At 70.2% G+C, this 20,142-nt stretch carries 18 protein-coding genes; 11 read left to right on the top strand and 7 right to left on the bottom strand.

The features are described 5' to 3' along the window. Positions 1-2: 2 nt before the first annotated feature. The gene (locus ACSQ4M_RS17020) at positions 3-437 is read left to right on the top strand and encodes a type II toxin-antitoxin system VapC family toxin (protein ID WP_436190614.1); all 435 of its coding nucleotides are present in this window, start codon (positions 3-5) and stop codon (positions 435-437) included. Here ACSQ4M_RS17020 and ACSQ4M_RS17015 read toward each other — a convergent pair whose 3' ends face one another. Continuing rightward, complete coding sequence (locus ACSQ4M_RS17015) at positions 438-1,262, bottom strand: helix-turn-helix domain-containing protein (RefSeq protein ID WP_436190613.1); 825 nt, start codon at positions 1,260-1,262, stop codon at positions 438-440. A gap of 132 nt (positions 1,263-1,394) precedes the next feature. On the opposite strand from ACSQ4M_RS17015, the gene ACSQ4M_RS17010 reads away from it, so the two are divergent. From ACSQ4M_RS17010 to ACSQ4M_RS17000, 3 genes are read left to right on the top strand one after another with little or no spacing between them, the layout of a single operon-like run. After that, positions 1,395-1,817, top strand: a complete 423-nt coding sequence (locus ACSQ4M_RS17010; protein WP_436190612.1) for a hypothetical protein — start codon at positions 1,395-1,397, stop codon at positions 1,815-1,817. 52 nt (positions 1,818-1,869) lie between these two features. Beyond that, positions 1,870-3,465 (top strand): MFS transporter, encoded by a 1,596-nt coding sequence (locus ACSQ4M_RS17005; protein ID WP_436190611.1) that lies wholly within the window; start codon positions 1,870-1,872, stop codon positions 3,463-3,465. Next, positions 3,462-4,400 carry an ornithine cyclodeaminase family protein gene (locus tag ACSQ4M_RS17000; RefSeq protein WP_436190610.1) on the top strand — a complete coding sequence of 313 codons (939 nt, stop codon included), beginning with the start codon at positions 3,462-3,464 and terminating at the stop codon, positions 4,398-4,400. Before ACSQ4M_RS17005 ends, ACSQ4M_RS17000 begins: the two co-directional genes overlap by 4 nt. On the opposite strand, the gene ACSQ4M_RS16995 is transcribed toward ACSQ4M_RS17000, so the two are convergent. Both ACSQ4M_RS16995 and ACSQ4M_RS16990 read right to left on the bottom strand, forming a co-directional pair. Next, positions 4,384-5,361 carry a Bug family tripartite tricarboxylate transporter substrate binding protein gene (locus ACSQ4M_RS16995; RefSeq protein ID WP_436190609.1) on the bottom strand — a complete coding sequence of 326 codons (978 nt, stop codon included), beginning with the start codon at positions 5,359-5,361 and terminating at the stop codon, positions 4,384-4,386. The genes ACSQ4M_RS17000 and ACSQ4M_RS16995 overlap by 17 nt on opposite strands. Before the next feature lie 37 nt (positions 5,362-5,398). After that, the gene (locus ACSQ4M_RS16990; protein ID WP_436190608.1) at positions 5,399-6,640 is read right to left on the bottom strand and encodes a pyridoxal-phosphate-dependent aminotransferase family protein; all 1,242 of its coding nucleotides are present in this window, start codon (positions 6,638-6,640) and stop codon (positions 5,399-5,401) included. Between the two features lie 126 nt (positions 6,641-6,766). Here ACSQ4M_RS16990 and ACSQ4M_RS16985 point away from each other — a divergent pair, with 126 nt between their 5' ends. The 7 genes from ACSQ4M_RS16985 to ACSQ4M_RS16955 all read left to right on the top strand — a co-directional run bounded on the left by ACSQ4M_RS16985 (position 6,767) and on the right by ACSQ4M_RS16955 (position 15,475). Next, complete coding sequence (locus ACSQ4M_RS16985; protein ID WP_436190607.1) at positions 6,767-7,465, top strand: GntR family transcriptional regulator; 699 nt, start codon at positions 6,767-6,769, stop codon at positions 7,463-7,465. A gap of 9 nt (positions 7,466-7,474) precedes the next feature. Further along, on the top strand, positions 7,475-10,537 hold the full coding sequence (locus ACSQ4M_RS16980; protein WP_436190606.1) for an FAD-binding and (Fe-S)-binding domain-containing protein: 3,063 nt from the start codon (positions 7,475-7,477) through the stop codon (positions 10,535-10,537). A gap of 302 nt (positions 10,538-10,839) precedes the next feature. Next, complete coding sequence (locus ACSQ4M_RS16975) at positions 10,840-11,616, top strand: ABC transporter substrate-binding protein (RefSeq protein WP_436190605.1); 777 nt, start codon at positions 10,840-10,842, stop codon at positions 11,614-11,616. Between the two features lie 79 nt (positions 11,617-11,695). Further along, on the top strand, positions 11,696-12,421 hold the full coding sequence (locus tag ACSQ4M_RS16970) for an amino acid ABC transporter permease (RefSeq protein ID WP_436194029.1): 726 nt from the start codon (positions 11,696-11,698) through the stop codon (positions 12,419-12,421). Positions 12,422-12,483: 62 nt separating this feature from the next. Continuing rightward, complete coding sequence (locus ACSQ4M_RS16965; RefSeq protein ID WP_436190604.1) at positions 12,484-13,923, top strand: DcaP family trimeric outer membrane transporter; 1,440 nt, start codon at positions 12,484-12,486, stop codon at positions 13,921-13,923. A gap of 38 nt (positions 13,924-13,961) precedes the next feature. After that, positions 13,962-14,867: a DMT family transporter gene (locus ACSQ4M_RS16960; RefSeq protein ID WP_436190603.1), complete on the top strand. Its 906-nt coding sequence runs from the start codon at positions 13,962-13,964 to the stop codon at positions 14,865-14,867. Next, positions 14,867-15,475: a MarC family protein gene (locus ACSQ4M_RS16955; protein WP_436190602.1), complete on the top strand. Its 609-nt coding sequence runs from the start codon at positions 14,867-14,869 to the stop codon at positions 15,473-15,475. Before ACSQ4M_RS16960 ends, ACSQ4M_RS16955 begins: the two co-directional genes overlap by 1 nt. An 18-nt stretch (positions 15,476-15,493) precedes the next feature. Here the strand turns inward: ACSQ4M_RS16955 and ACSQ4M_RS16950 are convergent, their stop codons facing one another. From ACSQ4M_RS16950 to ACSQ4M_RS16935, 4 genes are all read right to left on the bottom strand, one after another. Beyond that, complete coding sequence (locus ACSQ4M_RS16950; RefSeq protein ID WP_436190601.1) at positions 15,494-15,898, bottom strand: Zn-ribbon domain-containing OB-fold protein; 405 nt, start codon at positions 15,896-15,898, stop codon at positions 15,494-15,496. 1 nt (position 15,899) lies between these two features. Next, positions 15,900-17,066 (bottom strand): thiolase domain-containing protein, encoded by a 1,167-nt coding sequence (locus ACSQ4M_RS16945; RefSeq protein ID WP_436190600.1) that lies wholly within the window; start codon positions 17,064-17,066, stop codon positions 15,900-15,902. A 331-nt stretch (positions 17,067-17,397) separates the two neighbouring features. Further along, positions 17,398-19,155, bottom strand: a complete 1,758-nt coding sequence (locus tag ACSQ4M_RS16940; RefSeq protein WP_436190599.1) for a dipeptidase — start codon at positions 19,153-19,155, stop codon at positions 17,398-17,400. Positions 19,156-19,197: 42 nt separating this feature from the next. Then, entirely contained in the window at positions 19,198-20,136 is a 939-nt protein-coding gene (locus ACSQ4M_RS16935) for a 2-hydroxyacid dehydrogenase (protein ID WP_436190598.1), read from the bottom strand. Positions 20,137-20,142 lie beyond the last annotated feature (6 nt).

Here is a 20,142-nt window from a genome sequence, read left to right as displayed (position 1 = left end):
CGATGCCGCCGTCCGCCCTGCATGTGGCCGAACCGCCGGCGCACTACCTGGTGTTGCCCCCGCTGGTGGTCGATTGCAGCGTGCTGGCCGGGCTGCTGTTCCAGGAGGAGTGGGAACGGCAGGCGGGCGATGCGATCGAAGCCCGGACCCTGCACGCCCCGCACCTGCTGGCCACCGAGATCACGAGCGTCGCACTGAAGAAGCACAAGCAAGGCATGCCCGACACGGCGAAAGACGGCCTCGCAGCCTTCGCACAGATCGAGATCACGCTGCACGACGTGCCATCCGCACAGGTGCTTGAACTGGCCATCCGCTACCAGCTCAGCGCCTACGACGCCGCCTACCTGTGGCTGGCCGCCGAACTCAAGGCCCCGTTGGCCACCTTCGACGCGAAGCTGGGCGCAGCGGCCCAGACCCATCTGGCCAGCCTGGACTGATCAGGCTTTCAACGCCGCGAGCGCCTGGGCCGTCGCCGCATCGGCCGGAAAGAACGACTCCACCGCCAGCTCCTGCAAGGTCACGTCCACCGGCGTGCCGAAGATCGTCGTGGTGCTGATGAAGCTCAGCACACCGGCCTCGGTGCGCAGCTGGAACGGCACGACCACGCTGGACAGTTCGCCACCGCCCGCCGTGGCCGCATGGCCGGCATCGCCGACCGGGTAGGCCGCCAGCTCGTCGTGCAGCGCCTGCAGCACTGCATCGCCCGTGGCCGCGACCTGCTGCTGCAGCCGTTCCAGCAGGTGGGCGCGCCATTGCGCGAGGTTCGCGATTCGGCTGGCCAGGCCCTGCGGATGCAGCGACAGCCGCAGCACGTTGACGGGCGGCTGCAGCAGTTCGGGCGCCGCGCCGGCCATCAGCAGGGGCACGATGGCGTTGGCCGCGACCAGCTGCCAGTGCCGGTCCACCGCGAGAGCGGGATAGGGCTCGTGCCCCTTGAGCACGAGGTCCACGGCCCGCCGCGCGGCCGCCAGCGCCGGATCGTCCAGCCCGCGCTGGCGGTACATGGGCGCGAAGCCCGCCGCCACCAGCAGCGCATTGCGCTCGCGCAGCGGCACCTCCAGCCGCTCGGCCAGGCGCAGCACCATCTCGCGGCTGGGCGCGGCGCGGCCGGTCTCCACATAACTCAGGTGGCGCGTGGAGATCTCGGCCTCGTTGGCCAGGTCCAGCTGGCTCATGCGCCGGTGCTGGCGCCAGTGGCGCAGGTGCAGGCCGAAGGGGTCGCGGGCGCCGGGCAGGCGCAGGGCATGGGAGGGGCTGGGCATGGCGCCGATTCTGGCGCCAGGGCCACCCAAGGCCATGACCTGCGAGGTCATGGCTTCGCAGCGCCGCCTGCGGAACCATGCGGTCCAACGCCAGGGGATGGTCCCAGGGCGTGCAACCCAAGGAGTTCCGCCATGTCTTCCCTCTTCGCCTCGCCCCGCTTCCTGTCCCGCGTGATGTGGATCGACGCCGCCTCCTGCGCCGCCACGGGCGCCCTGCAGGTCGGCTTCACCGACGCACTGGCCCGACTCACCGGCCTGCCGGGCGGCCTGCTGATGGGCACCGGTCTGTTCCTGCTGGCCTACGCCGCGGCGGCCGCCGCCATGGCCCGCCGCGCCACGCCGCCGCGCACGCTGATCGGCCTGGTGGCCATCGGCAACTTCGGCTGGGCCGCCGCCTGCGCGGCGCTGCTGGCCAGCGGCCTGTTCGCGGTCACGGCGCTGGGCATGGCCTGGGTCATCGCCCAGGCCGTGACCGTGGTGCTGCTGGCCGAGGCCCAGTGGATGGGCTTGCGCGCCACACGCCAGCCGCGTGCCGGCCTGGCAACTTCGGCCTGAAGCTTAACCAATCCCCCGGGGCGGGGGAAGCAAATATGGACAATTGCGCCCCATGAGCGCCACGCCCCTGCCCCACAACCCGTCGATCTGGGCCACGTTGCGCTACCCGCAGTTCCGCGCCCTGTGGAGCGCCGGGGGCATCTACTTCATCGGCAATGCCATGCAGACCATGGCGGCGGCCTGGATGATGGTCGAGCTGACCGGCTCGTCCTTCCTGGCCGCCCTGGTGCAGACGGCCGTGTTCCTGCCCATGTTCCTGCTGTCCTTGCCGGCCGGTGTGATGGCCGACATCACCGACCGGCGCCGGCTCATCCTCACGGCGCTGGTGGTGCAGGCCATCGCCGGCACGCTGATGGCCGTGCTGCTGCTGGCCGGCATCGGCGGCCCGGGCACCGTGCTGTTCATGATCTTCGTGGCCGGCTGCTGCACGGCGCTGCTGTCGCCGGCCTGGAATTCCACCATCGCCGACTCGGTCACGCGCGCCGACCTGCCGCAGGCCATCACCTGCGTCTCCATCGCCTACAACGCGGCGCGCGCGGTCGGCCCGGCCCTGGCCGGCCTGGTGTTCACGCTGGTGGGCGGCGCCTGGAACTTCGCGCTGGCCGTGGTCGCCGTGGTGGTGATGGCGCTGGCGATCCGGCGCTACCCGCCCAAGCCGCACCCGCCCTCGCGGCTGCCGGCCGAACGGCTGTGGGGCGGCATGATGGCCGCGCTGCGCTTTGCCTGGCATTCGCAGACCGTGCTGGCCCAACTGGTGCGCACCGTGGCCTATGCCGGTGCCGGCTCGGCGCTGTGGGCGCTGCTGCCCACCATCGGCGCGCAGAAGCTGGGCCTGGGCGCCACCGGCTACGGCATGCTGATGGGCTGCCTGGGCACGGGCGCCGTGCTGATCGGTCTGGTCGTGGGGCAGCTGCGCCAGCGCGTGGGCCTGGAGAAGCTGGTCGCCATCGGCTGCGTGGTGTATGCGGTGGTGAACCTGATCGCCGCCTTCGCACCCTGGCCGGCGCTGGTCTACCTGGCGCTGGTGGCCGGCGGCGCGGCCTGGATGGCCGTGATGTCCACCTTCAACACCGCCACCCAGACCAGCGTACCGCCCTGGGTGCGCTCGCGCGCGGTGGCCATGCACACGCTGTGCGCGCTGGGCTCGTTCGCACTGGGCTCGGCCTTCTGGGGTGCCATGGCCGACATCACGGGCCTGACCTTCACGCTGGTAGTCGCAGCAGCCACCATGGCCGCCGGTCTGCTGCTGGGCAAGCCCTTCCCGCTGCGCATGGGCGAGGCCCAGGAGGTGACACAGACCACGCCCTGGGACGAGCTCTACGTGTCCAAGGAGCCTGCACCCGAGGCCGGCCCCGTGGCCATCGAGATCGGCTACCGCATCCGGCCCGAGGACGCGAGCGCCTTCCTGGAAGCGACCAGCCTGCTGCGCGCCCACCGCAAGCGCGACGGCGCGACCTTCTGGCGCGTCTACCGCGACCTGGCCGACCCCTCGCGCTACGTAGAACGCTTCATCGTGAGCAGCTGGGCCGACTACCTGCACCAGCGCGCGCGCCACACGCAGGCCGACCATGAACTGGAGGCCACGGTGCGCGCCTTCGTGCTGCCCGGCGAGGCGGTGGAGATGAAGCACTACCTGGCCGAAGCATGAGGTTCATTGATGCAAGCGCGGTGCATGCCGCCCTGCCTTTCCCCCATCTGATCGCCACGCTGCGCCAGGCCTTCGCCACGCCCTGCCAGGTGCCGCTGCGCCACACGCACGCGGTGCAGGACCGCTTCACCTCGTTGATCATGCCGGCCTGGACCGCGCGCTACTACGGCGTGAAGCTCATCAACATCGCGCCCGGCAATGCAGCGCTGGGCCTGCCGGGCCTGCACGCGAGCTACCTGCTGCACGACGCGACCACGGGTGTGCCGCTGGCGCTGCTCGACGGCGATGCCATCACGGCGCGCCGCACGGTGGCGGCCTCGGCGCTGGCCGCCTCCTACCTCGCGCGCGAAGACGCGCAGCACCTGCTCGTGGTCGGCGCGGGCCGGCTCGCGCGGCTGCTGCCGGCCGCCTTCGCGGCCGTGCGGCCGATCCGCCGGGTGACGGTCTGGGCGCGCTCGGCGCCGCAGGCCACGGCCCTGGCCGCGAGCCTGCGCGAGGACGGCTTCGACGCACTCGCCGCCCACGACCTGGCCACCGCCTGCGCGGGTGCCGACATCGTGAGCTGCGCCACGCTGGCCACGGCGCCCGTGGTGCAAGGCGCCTGGCTCGCGCCGGGCAGCCACCTGGACCTCATCGGCAGCTTTTCGCCCCAGATGGTCGAGGCCGACGATGCCTGCTTCGCCGGTGCCGGCGTCTGGGTCGACACGCCCGAGGCGCTGCAGAAAAGCGGCGACCTGCTTGGGCCGCTGTCCCGCGGCGTGTTCCGCGCGGAGGACGTGCGCGGCACGCTGTCCGAGCTGGTGACCGGCACCGCCCCGGGCCGGCGTACGGCCGGCGAGCGCACCGTGTTCAAGGCCGTGGGCACCGCGCTGGAAGACCTGGCGGCGGCCGTGGCCGTGGTCGAGGCCGGGGCCGGCGCTACGCGTCGACCTTGACCTTGGCGTCCTTCACCACCTTGTTCCATTTGGCGGTCTCGCTGGCGATGAACTGGGTGAACTTCTCGCGCGTGCCGCCGCCGTCTTCCGCGCCGTAGGCGTCCATGCGCTCCTGCACGTCGGGCATGGCCAGCACGGTGTTCACGTCGCGGTTGATCTTGTCGGCAATCGGCGTCGGCAGCTTGCCTGGCCCGGCCAGGCCGTACCAGGTGGTGGCCTCGAAGCCTTCGAAGCCCTGCTCCTGCATGGTCGCCACGCCCGGATGGCCCTTGGCGCGGCGCATGCGCGTCTGCGCCACGGCCACCACCTTGCCGCTCTTCACATGCGGCGTGGCCGCCGTCATGGTCTCGAAGCTGTACTGGATCTGGTTGCCCATGAGGTCGGCCAGCAGCGGGCCGCTGCCCTTGTAGGGCACGTGCATGGCGTCCACGCCGGCCTGCAGTTTGAACATCTCCAACGCCAGGTGCTGGGCCGAACCGGCGCCGGCCGAGCCGAAGCTGACCTTGCCCGGCTCGGCCTTGCACAAGGCCACGATGTCCTTGAGCGCCGTGGCCTTCTGGCCGGGGCCGGCGATCAGCAGATTGGGCGTCACGCCCACCATCACGATGGGCACGAAGTCGCGCTGCACGTCGTAGCGCAGCCGGGGCTGCAGGCTGGGCGCCAGCGCATGGCTGTTGATGTGGGCCATCAGCAGCGTGCTGCCGTCGCTGGGCTGCTGCGCCACATATTCGGCCGCCAGCACGCCGGCCACGCCGGGCTTGTTCTCCACGATGACGGACTGGCCCCACATGGCCGTGAGCTTTTGCGCCACCACGCGCGCCAGCGCGTCGGTGCCACCGCCGGGCGGGAAGCCCACCACGATGCGCACCGGGCCGGAAGGCCAGTCCTGCGCGAACAGGGAGGGGGCGACTAGCGTGGCCGCCGCGGCGCCCACGGCCTGGATCAGGGAACGTCTTTGCATCGTGTGTCTCCGGTGGTGTTGGGATGCCGCGAACGCTTCAGCTGGCGTTCTTGAGTGGCGAGGGAGCGGGATGGCCGGCGAAGTGGTCCATGGTGGCCTGCACGCCGCTTCCCGCCAGCTGGACGCCGGCCAGCTTCAGCCCCATCTCGACACCCGCCACCATGGCCACCAGCGTGAGGTCGTTGCTGTCGCCCAGGTGGCCCATGCGGAACATGCGGCCCTTGAGCTTTCCGAGGCCGGTGCCCAGCGACAGGTCGAAGCGCTCGTGGATCAGCTTGCGCAGCGCGTCGGCGTCCACGCCCTCTGGCGTGATCACGCCGGTCAGCACGGGCGAATAGACGGCCGGATCGGCGCACTGGATCGGCAGGCCCCAGGCGTTGACGCCCGCGCGCACGCCGGCGGCCCAGCGCTGGTGCCTTGCGAACACGTTGTCCAGGCCCTCGCCCAGCACCATGTCCAGCGCTTCCGAGAGGCCATACAACAGGTTGGTGCTGGGCGTGTAGGGCCAGTAGCCGGTCTTGTTCATCTCGACGATCTCGGCCCAGTCGAAGAAGGCGCGCGGCAGCTTCGCCGACTTCGAGGCTTCCAGCGCGCGCGGCGACAAGGCGTTGAAGCTGATGCCGGGCGGCAGCATGAGGCCCTTCTGCGAGCCGCTGACGGTCACGTCCACGCCCCACTCGTCATGGCGGAAGTCGGCGCTGGCCAGGCCCGAGATGCTGTCGACCATCAGCAGCGCCGGATGGCCGGCTGCGTTGATCGCTTTGCGCACGGAGGCGATGTCGGAGGTCACGCCGGTCGAGGTCTCGTTGTGCACCACGCACACGGCCTTGATCTTCTTCTCGGTGTCCTTGCGCAAGCGTGCCTCGATGAGTTCGGCCTGCACGCCGCGGCGCCAGCTGCCGGCGTTGGGCAGGTGTTCGTCACGGCCTTCCCATGCCAGGAACTCGGTGGCGATGCCGAGCTTGGTGGCCATCTTGTTCCACAGGCTGGCGAAGTGCCCGGTCTCGTACATCAGCACGTGGTCGCCGGGGCTCAGCGTGTTGAGCAGCGCGGCCTCCCAGGCGCCGGTGCCCGAGGCCGGGTAGATCACCACCGGGTGCTTGGTCTTGAAGATCTGCTGGATGCCGGACAGCACCTTGAGCCCCAGGCCGGCGAACTCGGGCCCGCGGTGGTCGATGGTGGGCAGGCTCATGGCCCGCAGGATGCGGTCGGGCACCGGGCTGGGGCCGGGGATCTGCAGGAAGTGGCGGCCGGTCGGGTGGATGTCGAGCTGGAGCATGTACGGTCCTCGTTGTTCTCGAAATTTTTGCATTCAAAAAACATTCTCATGGCATGGATAACCCTAGCTCTCCATGCAAAGACCTGTTGAAGTTTGAATGCAAAATCCAGTTGCCCGAGGAAGACCATGGCCGACATCATCGAAATCTCCCGTCTCGCGCTGCACGACCAGGTGGCGGCGCGGCTGCGCACCATGCTGGTGGAGGGCCGCATCGCGCCCGGCGCCAAACTCAACGAACGCGAGCTGTGCGAGCAGCTGCGCGTCTCGCGCACGCCGCTGCGCGAGGCCATCAAGCTGCTGGCCGCGGAGGGCCTCGTGGACCTGCTGCCCAACCGCGGCGCCGTGGCCGTCAAGCTGACCGAGGCCGACGTGCTCAACACCTTCGAGGTGCTGGCCATGCTGGAGGGCCAGTCGGGCGAGCTCGCGGCGCAGCGCATCACCGACGCCGAACTGGCCGAACTGCGCGCGCTGCACTACGAGATGCTGGCTTGCCATGCGCGGCGCGACCTGTCGGGCTACTACCGGCTCAACGCGCTGATCCACACCGCCATCAACGCCGCCGCGCGCAACCCGGTGCTGGCCAGCACCTACCGCGCGATCAACGCGCGCGTGCAGTCGCTGCGCTTTCGCACCAACCAGGACGAGGCCAAGTGGCAGCACGCCGTGCAGGAGCACGAGCAGATGGTCGCGGCGCTGCAGGCGCGCGATGCGGCTGCGCTGCGCGATGTGCTCGTGGCCCACGTGCTGCGCAAGCGCGACACCGTGCTCGCGCTGCTGCGCGCGGGCGAGATCTATCCGATCGCCGCCGCCGCCCGAAAGAACTAGGAAGACCCCATGCAGATCGAACCCGCAAGCGCCCTGCTCCCGGCCGGCACCGTGCTGCCGCCCAACGAAACCTGCGAGGCGCTGGCGCGCCGGCTGCGTGCGGAGACCGAGGGCGAGGTGCTGTTCGACGCAGGATCGCGCGGGCGCTACGCCACCGATGCGTCGATCTACCAGATCATGCCGGTGGGCGTGCTGGTGCCCAGGACTGCGCGCGACGTGGCGCTGGCCATCGACATCGCGCGCGACCTCAAGGTGCCCGTGCTCGCGCGCGGCGGCGGCACCAGCCAGTGCGGCCAGACCACGGGCGCGGCACTGGTCATCGACAACAGCAAGCATCTGCGCCGCGTGCTGGACGTGGATGTGCAGGCCCGCACCGCCACGGTGGAGCCCGGCCTGGTGCTGGACCACCTCAACGCGCAGCTCAAGCCGCACGGTCTGTGGTACCCGGTGGACGTGTCGACCAGCGCGCAGGCCACGCTGGGCGGCATGGCCGGCAACAACTCCTGCGGCTCGCGCTCCATCGCCTACGGCAACATGGTGCACAACGTGCTGGGCGCACAGGCCTGGCTGTCCGATGGCGAGCTCGTGACCTTCGGGCCGGTCGCCGGTCTCGGCGGCCGCGCGGCCGCGATCGCCGACCACGTGCGCAGACTGGCGGCCCAGCACAGCGCCGAGATCGCCGCACGCTGGCCCAAGGTCATGCGCCGCGTGGCCGGCTACAACCTGGACATCTTCTACAACCAGAGCGAGAAGCCCTACACCACGGATGGCAGCGTGAACCTCGCGCACCTCCTGGTCGGCTCCGAGGGCACGCTGGCCATCACGCGCAGCCTCACGCTGCAGCTGGCCGAGCTGCCACGCGCCAAGGTGCTGGGCATCGTGAACTTCACGAGCTTCCACGCGGCCATGGACGCAGCCCAGCACATCGTCAAGCTCGGGCCCACCGCGGTGGAGCTGGTGGACCGCACCATGATCGAGCTGGCCCTGTCCAACCCGGCCTTCCGCCCTACGGTGGAGACGGCGCTGATCGGCCGGCCCGCCGCCATCCTGCTCGTGGAATTCGCCGGGGCCGAGAAGGCCACGTTGCTGCCGCAACTGCGCCAACTGGTCGAACTGATGGGCGACCTGGGCCTGCCCGGCAGCGTGGTGCAGATGCCCGACGACGCGCCGCAGAAGAACCTCTGGGACGTGCGCAAGGCCGGCCTCAACATCATGATGAGCCTGAAGGGCGACGGCAAACCGGTGAGCTTCATCGAGGACTGCGCCGTGCCGCTGGAGCACCTGGCCGAGTACACCGATGGGCTGACCGAAGTCTTCGCCAAGTACGGCAGCCGCGGCACCTGGTACGCGCACGCTTCCGTCGGCACGCTGCACGTGCGGCCCATCCTGGACATGCGGACCGACGGCGGCGCCAAGATGCGCGCCATCGCCGAAGAGGCCAGCGCGCTGGTGCGCAAGTACAAGGGCGCGTTCAGCGGCGAGCACGGCGACGGCCTGTGCCGCGGCGAGTGGATCGAATGGCAGTTCGGCCCGGCGATCAACGCGGCCTTCCGCAGCATCAAGCAGCACCTGGACCCGCTCAATCTGCTGAACCCCGGCAAGATCATCGACCCGCCGAAGATGGACGACGCCGCGCTGCTGCGCTTCGCGCCACCCGCGTCGCCACGGCCATACCAGCGCATCGAACTGAAGCCCGTGCTCGACTGGTCGGCCTGGAACGTGCAGGCCGATCCGGTGACCGAGGTCACGACGCCGCCCGGCACCGGCGGCGACAGCACCGGCGGTTTCGCCAAGGCCGTGGAGATGTGCAACAACAACGGCCACTGCAGAAAGTTCGATGCCGGCACCATGTGCCCCAGCTACCGCGTGACACGCGACGAGCAGCATCTCACGCGCGGCCGGGCCAACACCCTGCGCCTGGCGCTTTCGGGCCAGTTGGGTCCCGATGCGTTGGCCAGCGAGGAACTGCACGCCACCATGGACCTGTGCGTGGGCTGCAAGGGCTGCAAGCGCGACTGCCCGACCGGCGTGGACATGGCGAAGATGAAGATCGAGTTCCTGGCCCATTACAAGAACAAGCACGGCCACACGCTCAAGGACAGGCTGGTTGCCCACCTGCCCGACTACGCGCACGCCGCCAGCCGGCTGCCCTGGCTCGCCAACCTGCACAACCGCGTGCCTGGAGCGGCCTGGCTGGGCGAGAAGCTGCTGGGCCTGTCGCGCCACCGGTCGCTGCCCTATTGGCGCAGCAAGACCTTCTGGCGCACGCGCAATGCGTCAGGCTTCGCCAGCCGCGACGCCCTGCTCGCCGCAGCCCAGGCCGGCCAGAAGACCGCCGTGCTGTTCGTCGACACCTTCAACGGCATCTTCGAGAGCGAGAACGCATTGGCCGCCGCGCGCGTGCTGCAAGCCGCCGGCTACCTGCTGCACACCGTGGAAAAAGCCGGCGGCCACCATTGCTGCGGCCGCACCTATCTCGCCACCGGCATGGTCGACGAAGCGCGCGCCAAGGCCGCGGCGCTGGTCGCCGCGCTGGCCCCGTTCGCGCAGGCCGGCATCGCCATCGTGGGCCTGGAGCCCTCGTGCCTGCTGACGCTGCGCGACGAGGCACTGGTCATGGGCCTGGGCGAGCAGGCCGTCACCGTGTCGCAGCAGGCCTTGCTGTTCGAGGAGTTCATCGCACGCGAAGCCAGGGCCGGCCGCTTCGCCCTCGCGCTGCAGCCCGCGGGCGCGCCCATCCTGCTGCACGGCCACTGCCACCAGAAGGCCTTCGGCGCCGTCACGCCGATCCTCGATGTGCTCAGACTCATCCCTGGCGCCCAGCCCGAACTGATCGAGAGCAGCTGCTGCGGCATGGCCGGCAGCTTTGGCTACGAGGCGGCGCACCACGCCGTCTCCATGCAGATGGCCGAGGCCAGCCTGCTGCCCGCCGTGCGCCGGCAGCCCGACGCCATCGTGGTGGCCGACGGCACGAGCTGCCGGCACCAGATCGCCGACGGCGCCGAGCGTGAGGCCGTCCACGTGGCGGTGCTGCTGGACCGGCTGCTGGCGACACCGTCCGCACCGGCCTGAGCCGCGCCGCAGCGCCTGCTGCACGCCGACGGCAGCAGCACAAGCCGGCAACTGAAATAAGTGCAAGGCTTTGAAACAGCCATGGCATTTGCATGGTTTTCTTTGATGATGCGCTGCATACATTCACCAAGACAAAAAACATCGTGAACCATCGAAGGATCGCCATGTCGGCCACCGATGCTGCATGCCTTCGCAGCGCGTCGCCCCTGCAGTCCCCGTCGCGCTGACAAGCCCCCACGCCAGCCGAGACGCTGGCTTTTCCGCAACACCAAGACTCGGGTCGACCCGGCAAGGAACTCAGCATGAAGAACATTGGCCGATGGCTGCGCCGCGCACTGCTGGTGACCGCCGCCCTGGCCAGCGCCCTCGCGGTGCAGGCCCGCAGCCTGGAGGACATCCAGAAGGACGGCAAGATCCTGATGGCGACGGAGGGGCAGTTCCCGCCGTTCAACTTCTTCCAGGGCACCAAGCTCAGCGGATTCGAGGTCGAGCTGGCCGAACTCGTGGCCAAGAAGATGGGCCTGGCCATCGAGTGGAAGGCGCTGGGCTTCGACGCGTTGCTGGCCGGCCTGCGCCAGGACCGCTGGGACCTGGTGATCGCCTCGCACGGCATCACCGATGAGCGCGCCAAGGCCGTCACCTTCACCAGCCCGCACTACTGCTCCGGCGGCCAGGTGGTGGCCATGGACGCCGCCATCAGGACCGGCGCCGACCTGGCCGGCAAGGTGGTGGCGGTGCAGACCGGCACCACCTACCTGGAAAGCGTGAAGAAGCTGCCCGGCATCAAGGAGGTGAAGAACTTCCCCAAGGACACGGACGCCCGCTCGGCCCTGGTCAGCGGCCGTGTGGACGCCTGGGTGACCGACCGCTTCGTCGTCAAGCAGGCCCTGGCCAGCGCGCCGAACGCCGGGCTCAAGGCCGGCGACATGGTGTTCATCGAGCGCATCGCCGCCGCCGTGGCCAAGGGCAACAGCACCTTGGCTGCCGGCTACAACAAGGCGCTGGCCGAGGTCATGGCCGACGGCAGCTACGCGGCGCTGTCGACCAGGTACTTCGGCGAAGACGTGCGCTGCAAGTAGCGCGCGGAGACCTCCCTTGAGCTGGACACTGCCTGGCTGGCCCGCCAGCTGGAGCCGGCCTGTGCGCAGCAACGCCACCATGCTGGCGGCCAGCGCCGCGCTGGTGCTCGTGCTGTGGCTCATGGCCCGCGTGCTGGCCTGGGCGCCGGACCCCATCGGGCCCAACGCGCAGGACTTCGCCGACGGCACCTGGGTCACGGTGCAGCTGACGCTCGTCTCCGGTGCAGCCGGCATCGTGCTGGGCCTGCTGGCGGCGCTGGCCAAGCTGTCGGCGCTGCCGCCGCTGCGCTGGCTGGCCGGCCTGTACATCTGGGTGATGCGCGGCACGCCGCTGCTGGTGCAGGTGCTGTTCGTGTACTTCGCCCTGCCCGCGCTGGTGCCGGGCCTGAAGGTGAGCGACTTCGCCTCGGCCTGCATCGCGCTGGCACTCAACGTGGGCGCCTACAACGCCGAGGCGATCCGCGCCGGACTGCAGGCGGTGCCCAAGGGCCAGGTGCAGGCCTCCCAGTCGCTGGGCATGTCGGCCTGGGCCAGCTTTGCCGGCGTGGTGTTCCCCCAGGCCATCAAGATCGCGCTGCCGGCGCTGGTCAACAACATCGTCTCGCTGCTCAAGGACTCGTCGCTGGCCTACGCGATCGGCGTGGTCGAGCTGACCAACGTGGGCAACCGCCTGCAGGCCGTCACCTTCGAGCCGCTGCCCACGCTGGTCACCACGGCCCTGGTCTACCTGGTCCTGACCACCGTGCTGACGCAGCTGGCCGGCGCGCTGGAGCACCGCTACGACGTGGAAGGACGCGCGCCGTGACTGCGCCGCCTTCCGCCACGGCCGCACCCGCCCCGTTTTCCCCCCCCCAAGAGGCACAGCCCATGAAAAAGAGCAGCTTGACCCTGGCCAGCCTGGCCGCCGCCGCCGTCTGCCTTCCCGCCGCAGCCCAGTCGGCCAAGGACTTCGAGGAATTGCGCAACGAGGTCATGCGCCTGCGCAGCGAGCTCAACGAGATCAAGGCCCAGAAGGCCGCAGCACCGGTGGCGGCGCCCGCCGCCGCACCGGCAGCCTCGGCCAACGCGAACGCGGCGCTGGACGAGCGCCTGGGCGCCATCGAGCTGCGCCAGAAGGACGCGGTGGTGGCCGGCGACATCCCGGGCAGCTTCCGGCTGCCGGGCTCGGACACCTCGCTGAAGATCTACGGCTATGCCGAGCTGAACGCCATCCACGAGTTCAAGGGCGACAACTCCGGCAACGACTACTCCACCTTCCTGCCCTACGTGCCGCTCAACGGATCGACCGCGCGCAGGAACCAGACCCAGGTCCACGCGCGCACCTCGCGCCTGGGCATCGAATCGTCCACGCCCACAGCCTACGGGCCGCTGGGCATCAAGGTCGAGGGCGACTTCAACAACGACCCGCGCCTGGGCAACAGCGCCGCCGGTGAAACCGTCGAGAGCATCCTCACGCAGCAGGCCACCAACTCCTACGGTTTCCGGCTGCGCCATGCCTACGGCACGTTTGCAGGCTTCACCGTCGGGCAAACCTGGTCAACCTTCATGGACGTGGACAACGCGCCCGAAACCGTGGACTTCAACGGCCCCATCGGGTCGACCTCCATGCGCCAGGGCCTGATCCGCTACACCTACACCACGCCCGACACGGGCAACTGGACGGTGGCCCTGGAGAACCCGGACAGCTATGCCTACGACGCAAGCGGCGCCGTCGTGAAGGATGGCCTGTCGACCGCGCCCGACGTGGTGCTGCGCTGGGACAAGGGCTTCGACTGGGGCGCCGCCAGCATCCGCGCCATGACGCAGCAGATCAAGGTTGTCAACGACAGCGTGCACGCCTCCAAGCGCGGCTACGGCCTGGCGGCCACCACCTTGATCAAGATGCGCGGCGGGCAGGATGCGCTGAGCCTGGGCGCCACCTACGGCGAAGGCATCGGCCGCTACTTCAACTACATCGAGGGCGCCTTCCTCGACGAGGCCCGCAACCGCATCCTCACCGAACGCGTGGGCGGCCTGGTGGTGGGCTACCAGTACAAGGCCAGCGACATCCTGCGCTTCAACTTCGTGGGCGGCTGGCAGCGCAATTTCAACAATGCGTACACCGATTTCGCGCAGGCGAACGGCCTGGGCACGGGCCGCTACGGCATCAACCGCAGCATGTACCAGCTGCACGCGGGCCTGATCTACAACCCGGTGAAGAACGTGGACCTGGGCCTGGAATACATCCTGGGCCAGCGCAAGACGCTGGCGGGCGAGAAGGGCGACCTGTCGCGCCTGAACATGCTGGCCCGCTACACCTTCAACTGACCGCCTGCGCATGAGGCCCACCGCCACCGGGCAGCAGCATGGCCGCCCCGCCGGCTGAGCTGGCCGCCCGGCCGCACCGCTGGGGCGTGGCGGCGCTGCTGCTCGTCACCGTGGTCTGGGGCACGACCTTCCCCGCGATGAAGGCCATGACCGGCGAGCTGCGGGCGGTGGAGATCATCGCGCTGCGCTTCGCCGTGGCCTCGGCCGTGCTGTGGCCCTTCCTGCGCCGCATCCGGGCGCCGGAGCTGCGCTGGGGTGCGTGGATGGGCCTGCTGATGTTCGTGGCCACGGCGCTGCAGGTCAGCGGCCTGGCACTCACGACCAGCAACCGCAATGCCTTCATCACCGGCCTGAACGTGGTGCTGGTGCCGATCCTGGCCAGCCTGCTGGGCCAGCGGCTGGGCTGGCCGGTGCTGGCCGGCGCGGCGCTGTCGGTGCTGGGCATGTCGGCCATGTTCTACGAGGCCGCGCCCTGGGGCCTGGGCGACTCGCTGACGCTGGCCAGCGCATTCTGCTACGCCGTCTATGTGCTGACCTTCGAGCAGTGCAGCCGGGCCATGGCGCGCGCGGGCCAGCACTGCCGGCCAGAGCGGCTGGCGGCCGTGCAGTCCGCGCTGATGCTGGGCCTGGGCGCCGCAGCGGTGGCCATGCAGGGCGGCGACGCGCTGGCCACGCTGCCCGCGCGTGCCCAGGCGCATGCCTGGCCGCTGCTGTACCTGGGCCTGGCCGCCAGTGCCGGCATGGTCTGGCTGCAGGCCTGGGGCCAGGCCCGCGTGCGGGCGGTGGAGGCGGCGCTGATGTACAGCCTGGAGCCGGTGTTCGCGGCGATCACGGCGGTGTTCTACATCCACGAAGTGCTGTCGGGCCGGGCGCTGGCGGGCGCCGCGGTGATCGTGCTGGGCGTGATGGTCTCGCAATGGACCGGCAGGATGCGGAGCGTGTGATGGACCACGACTTCGTCTCGGCCTTCATCGTGCTGCTGATCGTCGCCGACCCGCTGGGCAACGTGCCCGTGGTGCTGAGCCTGCTGAAGGACGTGCCGCGGCAACGCCGGCTGTGGGTCATCACGCGCGAGTGCGCCATCGCCACCGTGATCCTGCTGCTGTTCATGCTGGGCGGCGACGTGCTGCTCAAGGCCATGCGGCTGAGCCAGGTGGCGCTGGAGATCGCCGGTGGCGTGATCCTGTTCCTGATCGCGCTGGGCATGGCCTTTCCCGGCATGGGCGTGAGCGTGGCCAGCGCCGAGACCGAGGGCGAGCCGCTGCTGGTGCCGCTGGCGATCCCGCTGCTGGCCGGGCCTTCGGCGCTGGCCACCGTGGTGGTACTGGCCTCGCGCCAGCCGGACCGGGCGTGGTTGTGGACGGCCGCCATCGTGCTGGCCATGGTCGTGGTGTGGGCCGTGCTGGCCTCGGCGCAGGTGCTGTCGCGGCGGCTGGGTGCCTCCGGGCTGGTGGCGCTCGAACGCTTCATGGGCCTGCTGCTGGCCGCCATGGCCGTGGAGATGATGATCTCGGGCGTGCAGCAGGTGATCGCCGCCGCGCCGCACCGCTGAGGCGCTGCGCGGGCGTGCTCAGCCCGCCGGGCGGAACATCGGCAGCATGGCGCCGCCTTCCGCGGCCTTGAACACCAGCTCCACGCGCTGGCCAATGGCCAGCGCATCGAGGTCGCAGTCGACGATGTTGGTCATCATGGTCACGCCCTCGTCCAGCCGCACATAGGCCATGGCGTAAGGCACAGGCCCCACGCGGCGGCACACGGTGAAGCTGTAGATCGCGCCCTTGCCGGCCGCAGGCTTGAAGGCCGTGCGGTCGGACATGCAGAACGGGCACTGCGTGCGCGGGTACCAGTGCGGCTTGCCGCAGTCCTCGCAGTGGCGCACCAGCAGCTGGCCGGCGGCGGTGCCGGCCCAGAACTCGGCGTTGTCGGGGTAGACCACGGGCGCGGGCCAGGTGCGGTCTTGTGCCATCGTCGTCATCTCAAGCCCTTTCCATGATCAAGGTGGCGCTGCCGTGGCGCGAGCCCAGCAGCCCGCCCGTGCCCTGCGCGAGCGCCAGGCCGCAGTTCTTCACCTGCACCGCGGGGTGCGCCTCGCCGCGCAGCTGGCGCACGGCCTCGATCACCTTGGTGATGCCGCCGCGGTTGGCCGGGTGGTTGTTGCACAGGCCGCCTCCGTCGGTGTTGACGGGCAGCTTGCCCGTGCCCGAGATCAGGTTGCCGTCGGCCACGAAGCGGCCGCCCTCTCCGCGCTTGCAAAAGCCCAGGTCTTCCAGCTGCATGAGCACGGTGATCGTGAAGCTGTCGTAGATCGAGGCGTACTGGATGTCGGCGGGCTTCACGCCAGCCTCCTCGAACGCGCGCGGGCCGGACCACACGGCGCCCGAGTACCACAGGTCGATGTTGCCGCCTTCCTGCCCCTTGAGCGCCTCGCCCGCGCCGAGCACGTTGACGATGGGGCGCTTCAAGCTGCGCGCGATCTCGGGCCGCGTGACGACCAGGGCGCCGCCGCCGTCGCTGACCACGCAGCAATCGAGCTTGTGCAGCGGGTCGGAGATCATGGGCGAGTTGATCACGTCCTCGACCGTGACCACATCGCGCAGCATGGCGTGCGGGTTGTGCTGGGCGTGGTGCGACATGGCCACCTTGATCCAGGCCAGCTGCTCGGCCGTGGTGCCCCAGTCGTGCATGTGGCGCATGGCCACCATGGCGTACATGTTGACGGTGACCGGGCCGAACGGCGCCTCGAAGGGCTGGTCCGGCAGGTTCGGGCCCCAGTTGCGCGGCTGCGTGCCGCTGGAGGCTTCCGAGCGCGGCCGGCCGGCCAGCGTGATCAGCGCCACGTTGCACTTGCCCGCGGCAATCGCCTGCGCGGCATGGCCCACGTGGGCCAGGTAGGACGAACCGCCCATGTCGGTCGAGTCCACATGGCGCGGGTGCAGGCCGATGTGGTCGGCGATGTTCAGCGCGCCCAGGCCGGGCGCGTCGCCGGCGCAGAAGTAGCCGTCCACGTCGCCGAGCGCGAGGCCTGCATCGAGCAGCGCGCCGCGCGCCACTTCGGCGTGCAGCTGGGCCACGGTCTTGTCGGGCGCCTTGCGCGTGGGGTGTTCGTAGGCGCCGACGATGCAGGCCTTGCGTTGGATGCTCATGGGTGGTCTTCTCCCGGGGTCTGGCTTGGTTGCAGCGCAGGATCTTCGCAGCGGCCGCACGGCGCGGCCGTCTCCGCCGGGACAAGATCCCGTTACCCTAGATTCGGCAGTTGGATGCGCCCGACGGTGCCGTGATCGGCGTGCCAGGCAAGGCGCGACGACGCGGCAAACGCCTGTGCGCAAGGAGAAGCAACGCAGCATGGCGCGGCGAGCGCGGTGCCGGCGGGTGCATAGCGTCCTCACCCAGAAGGTGAAGCTCATCGAAGACGCCAAGTCCAGTGTTCATGCGGCTTTCCAAAGGGCTACGAGCGGTCAACTGCCGAATCTAGGGTTACTGCATCTGCGGCAGGTTGCCGATGCGCAGCAGCATCTCGGTGAACATCTGCATGTCGGCGTCCAGGTCGGCGATTTCCTTGTACTCGTTGGCGTTGTGCGCCGTGTACTTTTTGCCCGGCATGGCCGGGCCGAAGTTGATCGCGTTGGGCATCTGCTTGGCCGTGGTGCTGCCGGCGGTGGACACGGGCGCGGCCGGCAGGCCGGTGGTGTCGCCGAAGATGTTGAGCAGCGTGGCCAGCCAGGCGCCCTTGGGGTCGCGTGCCATCCAGTTGCCCTGGGTGTGCGCCACCTCGACCGCGATGCCGTTGGCCGCGCCCCAGGCGCGCACCTTGGCCTGCGTGGCCGCGCTGAGCGCCTCGGGCGTGTTGCCGCGCGGCATGCGCACATTGGCCGTCACCTCGACCTTGCCCGCGTTCTCGCGCACCAGCGTGGGCGAGGCCGTCAGCGGGCCCATGAAGCTGTCGGCATAGGCCAGGCCCATCCGGTTGCCCAGGTAGTCCAGGCCGAACAGATCGGCGATGTAGCGCGTGGCCTGGACGTAGCCGTTGTCGGCCAGCGGCACGCCGGCGGTCTGCACGAACAGCGCCAGGCGCGGCAGCGGGTTCACGCCCTCCTCGGGCCGCGAGCCGTGGGCCGAGGCGCCGGTGACCTTGAGGTCCACGCCGTCGGCGCGCGGCGCCACCGCGATGGCGAACTTGCCGCCCTGCGGCGTGTACTGCTGCACGAATGCGGTGGCGGCAGCCTGCAGCCTGCTGGCCAGGGCCGCCGCATCGGCCGCCTGCAGCCGCGCCGTGGCGGTCTGCGGGATCGCGTTGGCCGATGCGGCGCCGGCCAGCGCCGTGATCGTCGCCGCGCCCGGCGCCGCCGGCCGCGCCGGCGCCACGGCGAAGCTGGCGCGCAGTGCGCCCGTGCCCTTCTCGGCCACCACGGCGGGGTAGCGGCTGTCGAGCACGATGTTGTACTGGGGCAGCTGCGTGCCCTGCTGGTAGTAGCGGATCGCCTCGCCGCCGGTTTCCTCGGTGGTGTCGACCATCAGGCGGATGGTGCGGGCCAGCGGCAGGCCGCTGTCCTTCACGGCCTTCATGGCGTAGAGCACGGTGGCGATGGAGCCCTTGTCGTCGATGCTGCCGCGGCCATACAGCAGGCCGCCCACGCGCGTGAGCTTGAACGGGTCGAGTTTGGTGCCGTCTTCCAGCACCCACTCGCTGGCCACCACGGGCACCACGTCGGCGTGCGTGAGGATGCCGAACTCCTCGCTGCCGCTGCCGGGCAGCTTGACCTCGAACACGCGGTTGTCCACGTTGCGGTAGGACAGGCCGAAGTCGGCCGCCATGCGGCCCAGCAGCTGGCCGAAGGCGATGATCTGCGGGTCCTCGTGCGGCGGCACGCTGCCACGGAAGGTGGGCAGCGCCACCATGCGCGCGGTGGTGTCGATCACGGCGGCCTGGTTCAACAGCCGGTTGTGCAGGCCCAGCAGGCGCGCGGCCTGCAGCGTCTCGTCGGGCGTCAGCGCCTCACGCCGCTGGTAGCGCTGGGCCAGCAGTGCGAGCGCCGGCCGGTCTTGCGCCACCTGGGCCAGGAAGGCCGCGAACGACACCGGCACGCGGCCCTGCTGTTGCGCGGCGATCTGCTCGAGCTCGGGCTTCTTGAGCGCAGCGGCGGGTGCCTGGCCGGTGGTGGTGGCGCAGCCGGCCAAGGCCAGCACGGCGGCAACGCCGGCGAGTCGGAAAGGGATGGGGAGAACGGGGGACATGGGGGCTCCTCGGATCAAGCCCCCGAGCTTAGCCCCTGCGGCTCAGGGAACGGCGACGGCCACCTGCCCCGTGGCGAAGAAGCTGCGCAGGTTCTCCAGCACCAGGTCGCCCATGGCCTGGCGCGTCTCGCGCGTACCGCTGGCCAGGTGCGGCAGCAGCACCGCGTTCTCGCAGGCGATCAGGCGGGCGGGCACGCGCGGCTCGTCTTCGTAGACGTCCAGGCCGGCACCGGCGATGGTCTTGTTCTCCAGCGCCTCGATCAGTGCCTGCTCGTCCACCACCGTGCCGCGCGCGATGTTGATGAGGAAGCCCTGGGGGCCCAGCGCAGCCAGGATCTCGCGCGAGATCAGGTGGCGCGATTCGGCACCGCCGGCCGCGGCCACGACCAGGAAATCCGCCCAGCGCGCCAGGCCTGCTAGCGTCGCCTCGTAGCCCTCGACGCCCTCGACCGGCCGGCGGTTGTGGTAGCGCACCTGCATGTCGAAGCCGCTCGCGCGGCGCGCGATCACGCGGCCGATGCGGCCCAGGCCGACGATGCCCAGCTTCTTGCCGCTGATGCGCGTGGCCAGCGGGTACGGGGCCTTGAGCCAGTCGCCGCGGCGCAGGTAGCGGTCGGAGTCGGTGAACCGGCGGCCCGCGTCGATGACCAGGCCGAAGGCGGTGTCGGCCACGCAGTCGTTGAGCACGTCGGGCGTGTAGCCCACGGGGATGCCGCGCGCGCGGGCGGCGGCCACATCGACCTTGTCGAAGCCCACGCCGAAGCTGGAGATGACCTTCAGGTTCGGCAGCGCCGCGATGGTGGCGGCATCGATGCCGATGCCGGCGCTGGTGGCCACGCCCACGAAGTTGCCACCCTCGCGCGCAAGAAAGGCCTTGGGATCGGCTTCGCTGACCAGCAGGTGGACGTCGTACTGGGCGGCCAGGGCCTGCTCGGTGGCAGGAAAGAGCTTGCCGATCTGGAGGATGCGTGGTCGGGTCATGGATGC

It is taken from the genome of Pseudorhodoferax sp. LjRoot39 (genome assembly GCF_964253035.1).
In the GTDB taxonomy this organism is placed as follows: Bacteria; Pseudomonadota; Gammaproteobacteria; order Burkholderiales; family Burkholderiaceae_C; genus Pseudorhodoferax.
Note: the sequence above shows the minus strand (reverse complement) of the source record. Positions and strands in the feature narration are given on the sequence as shown.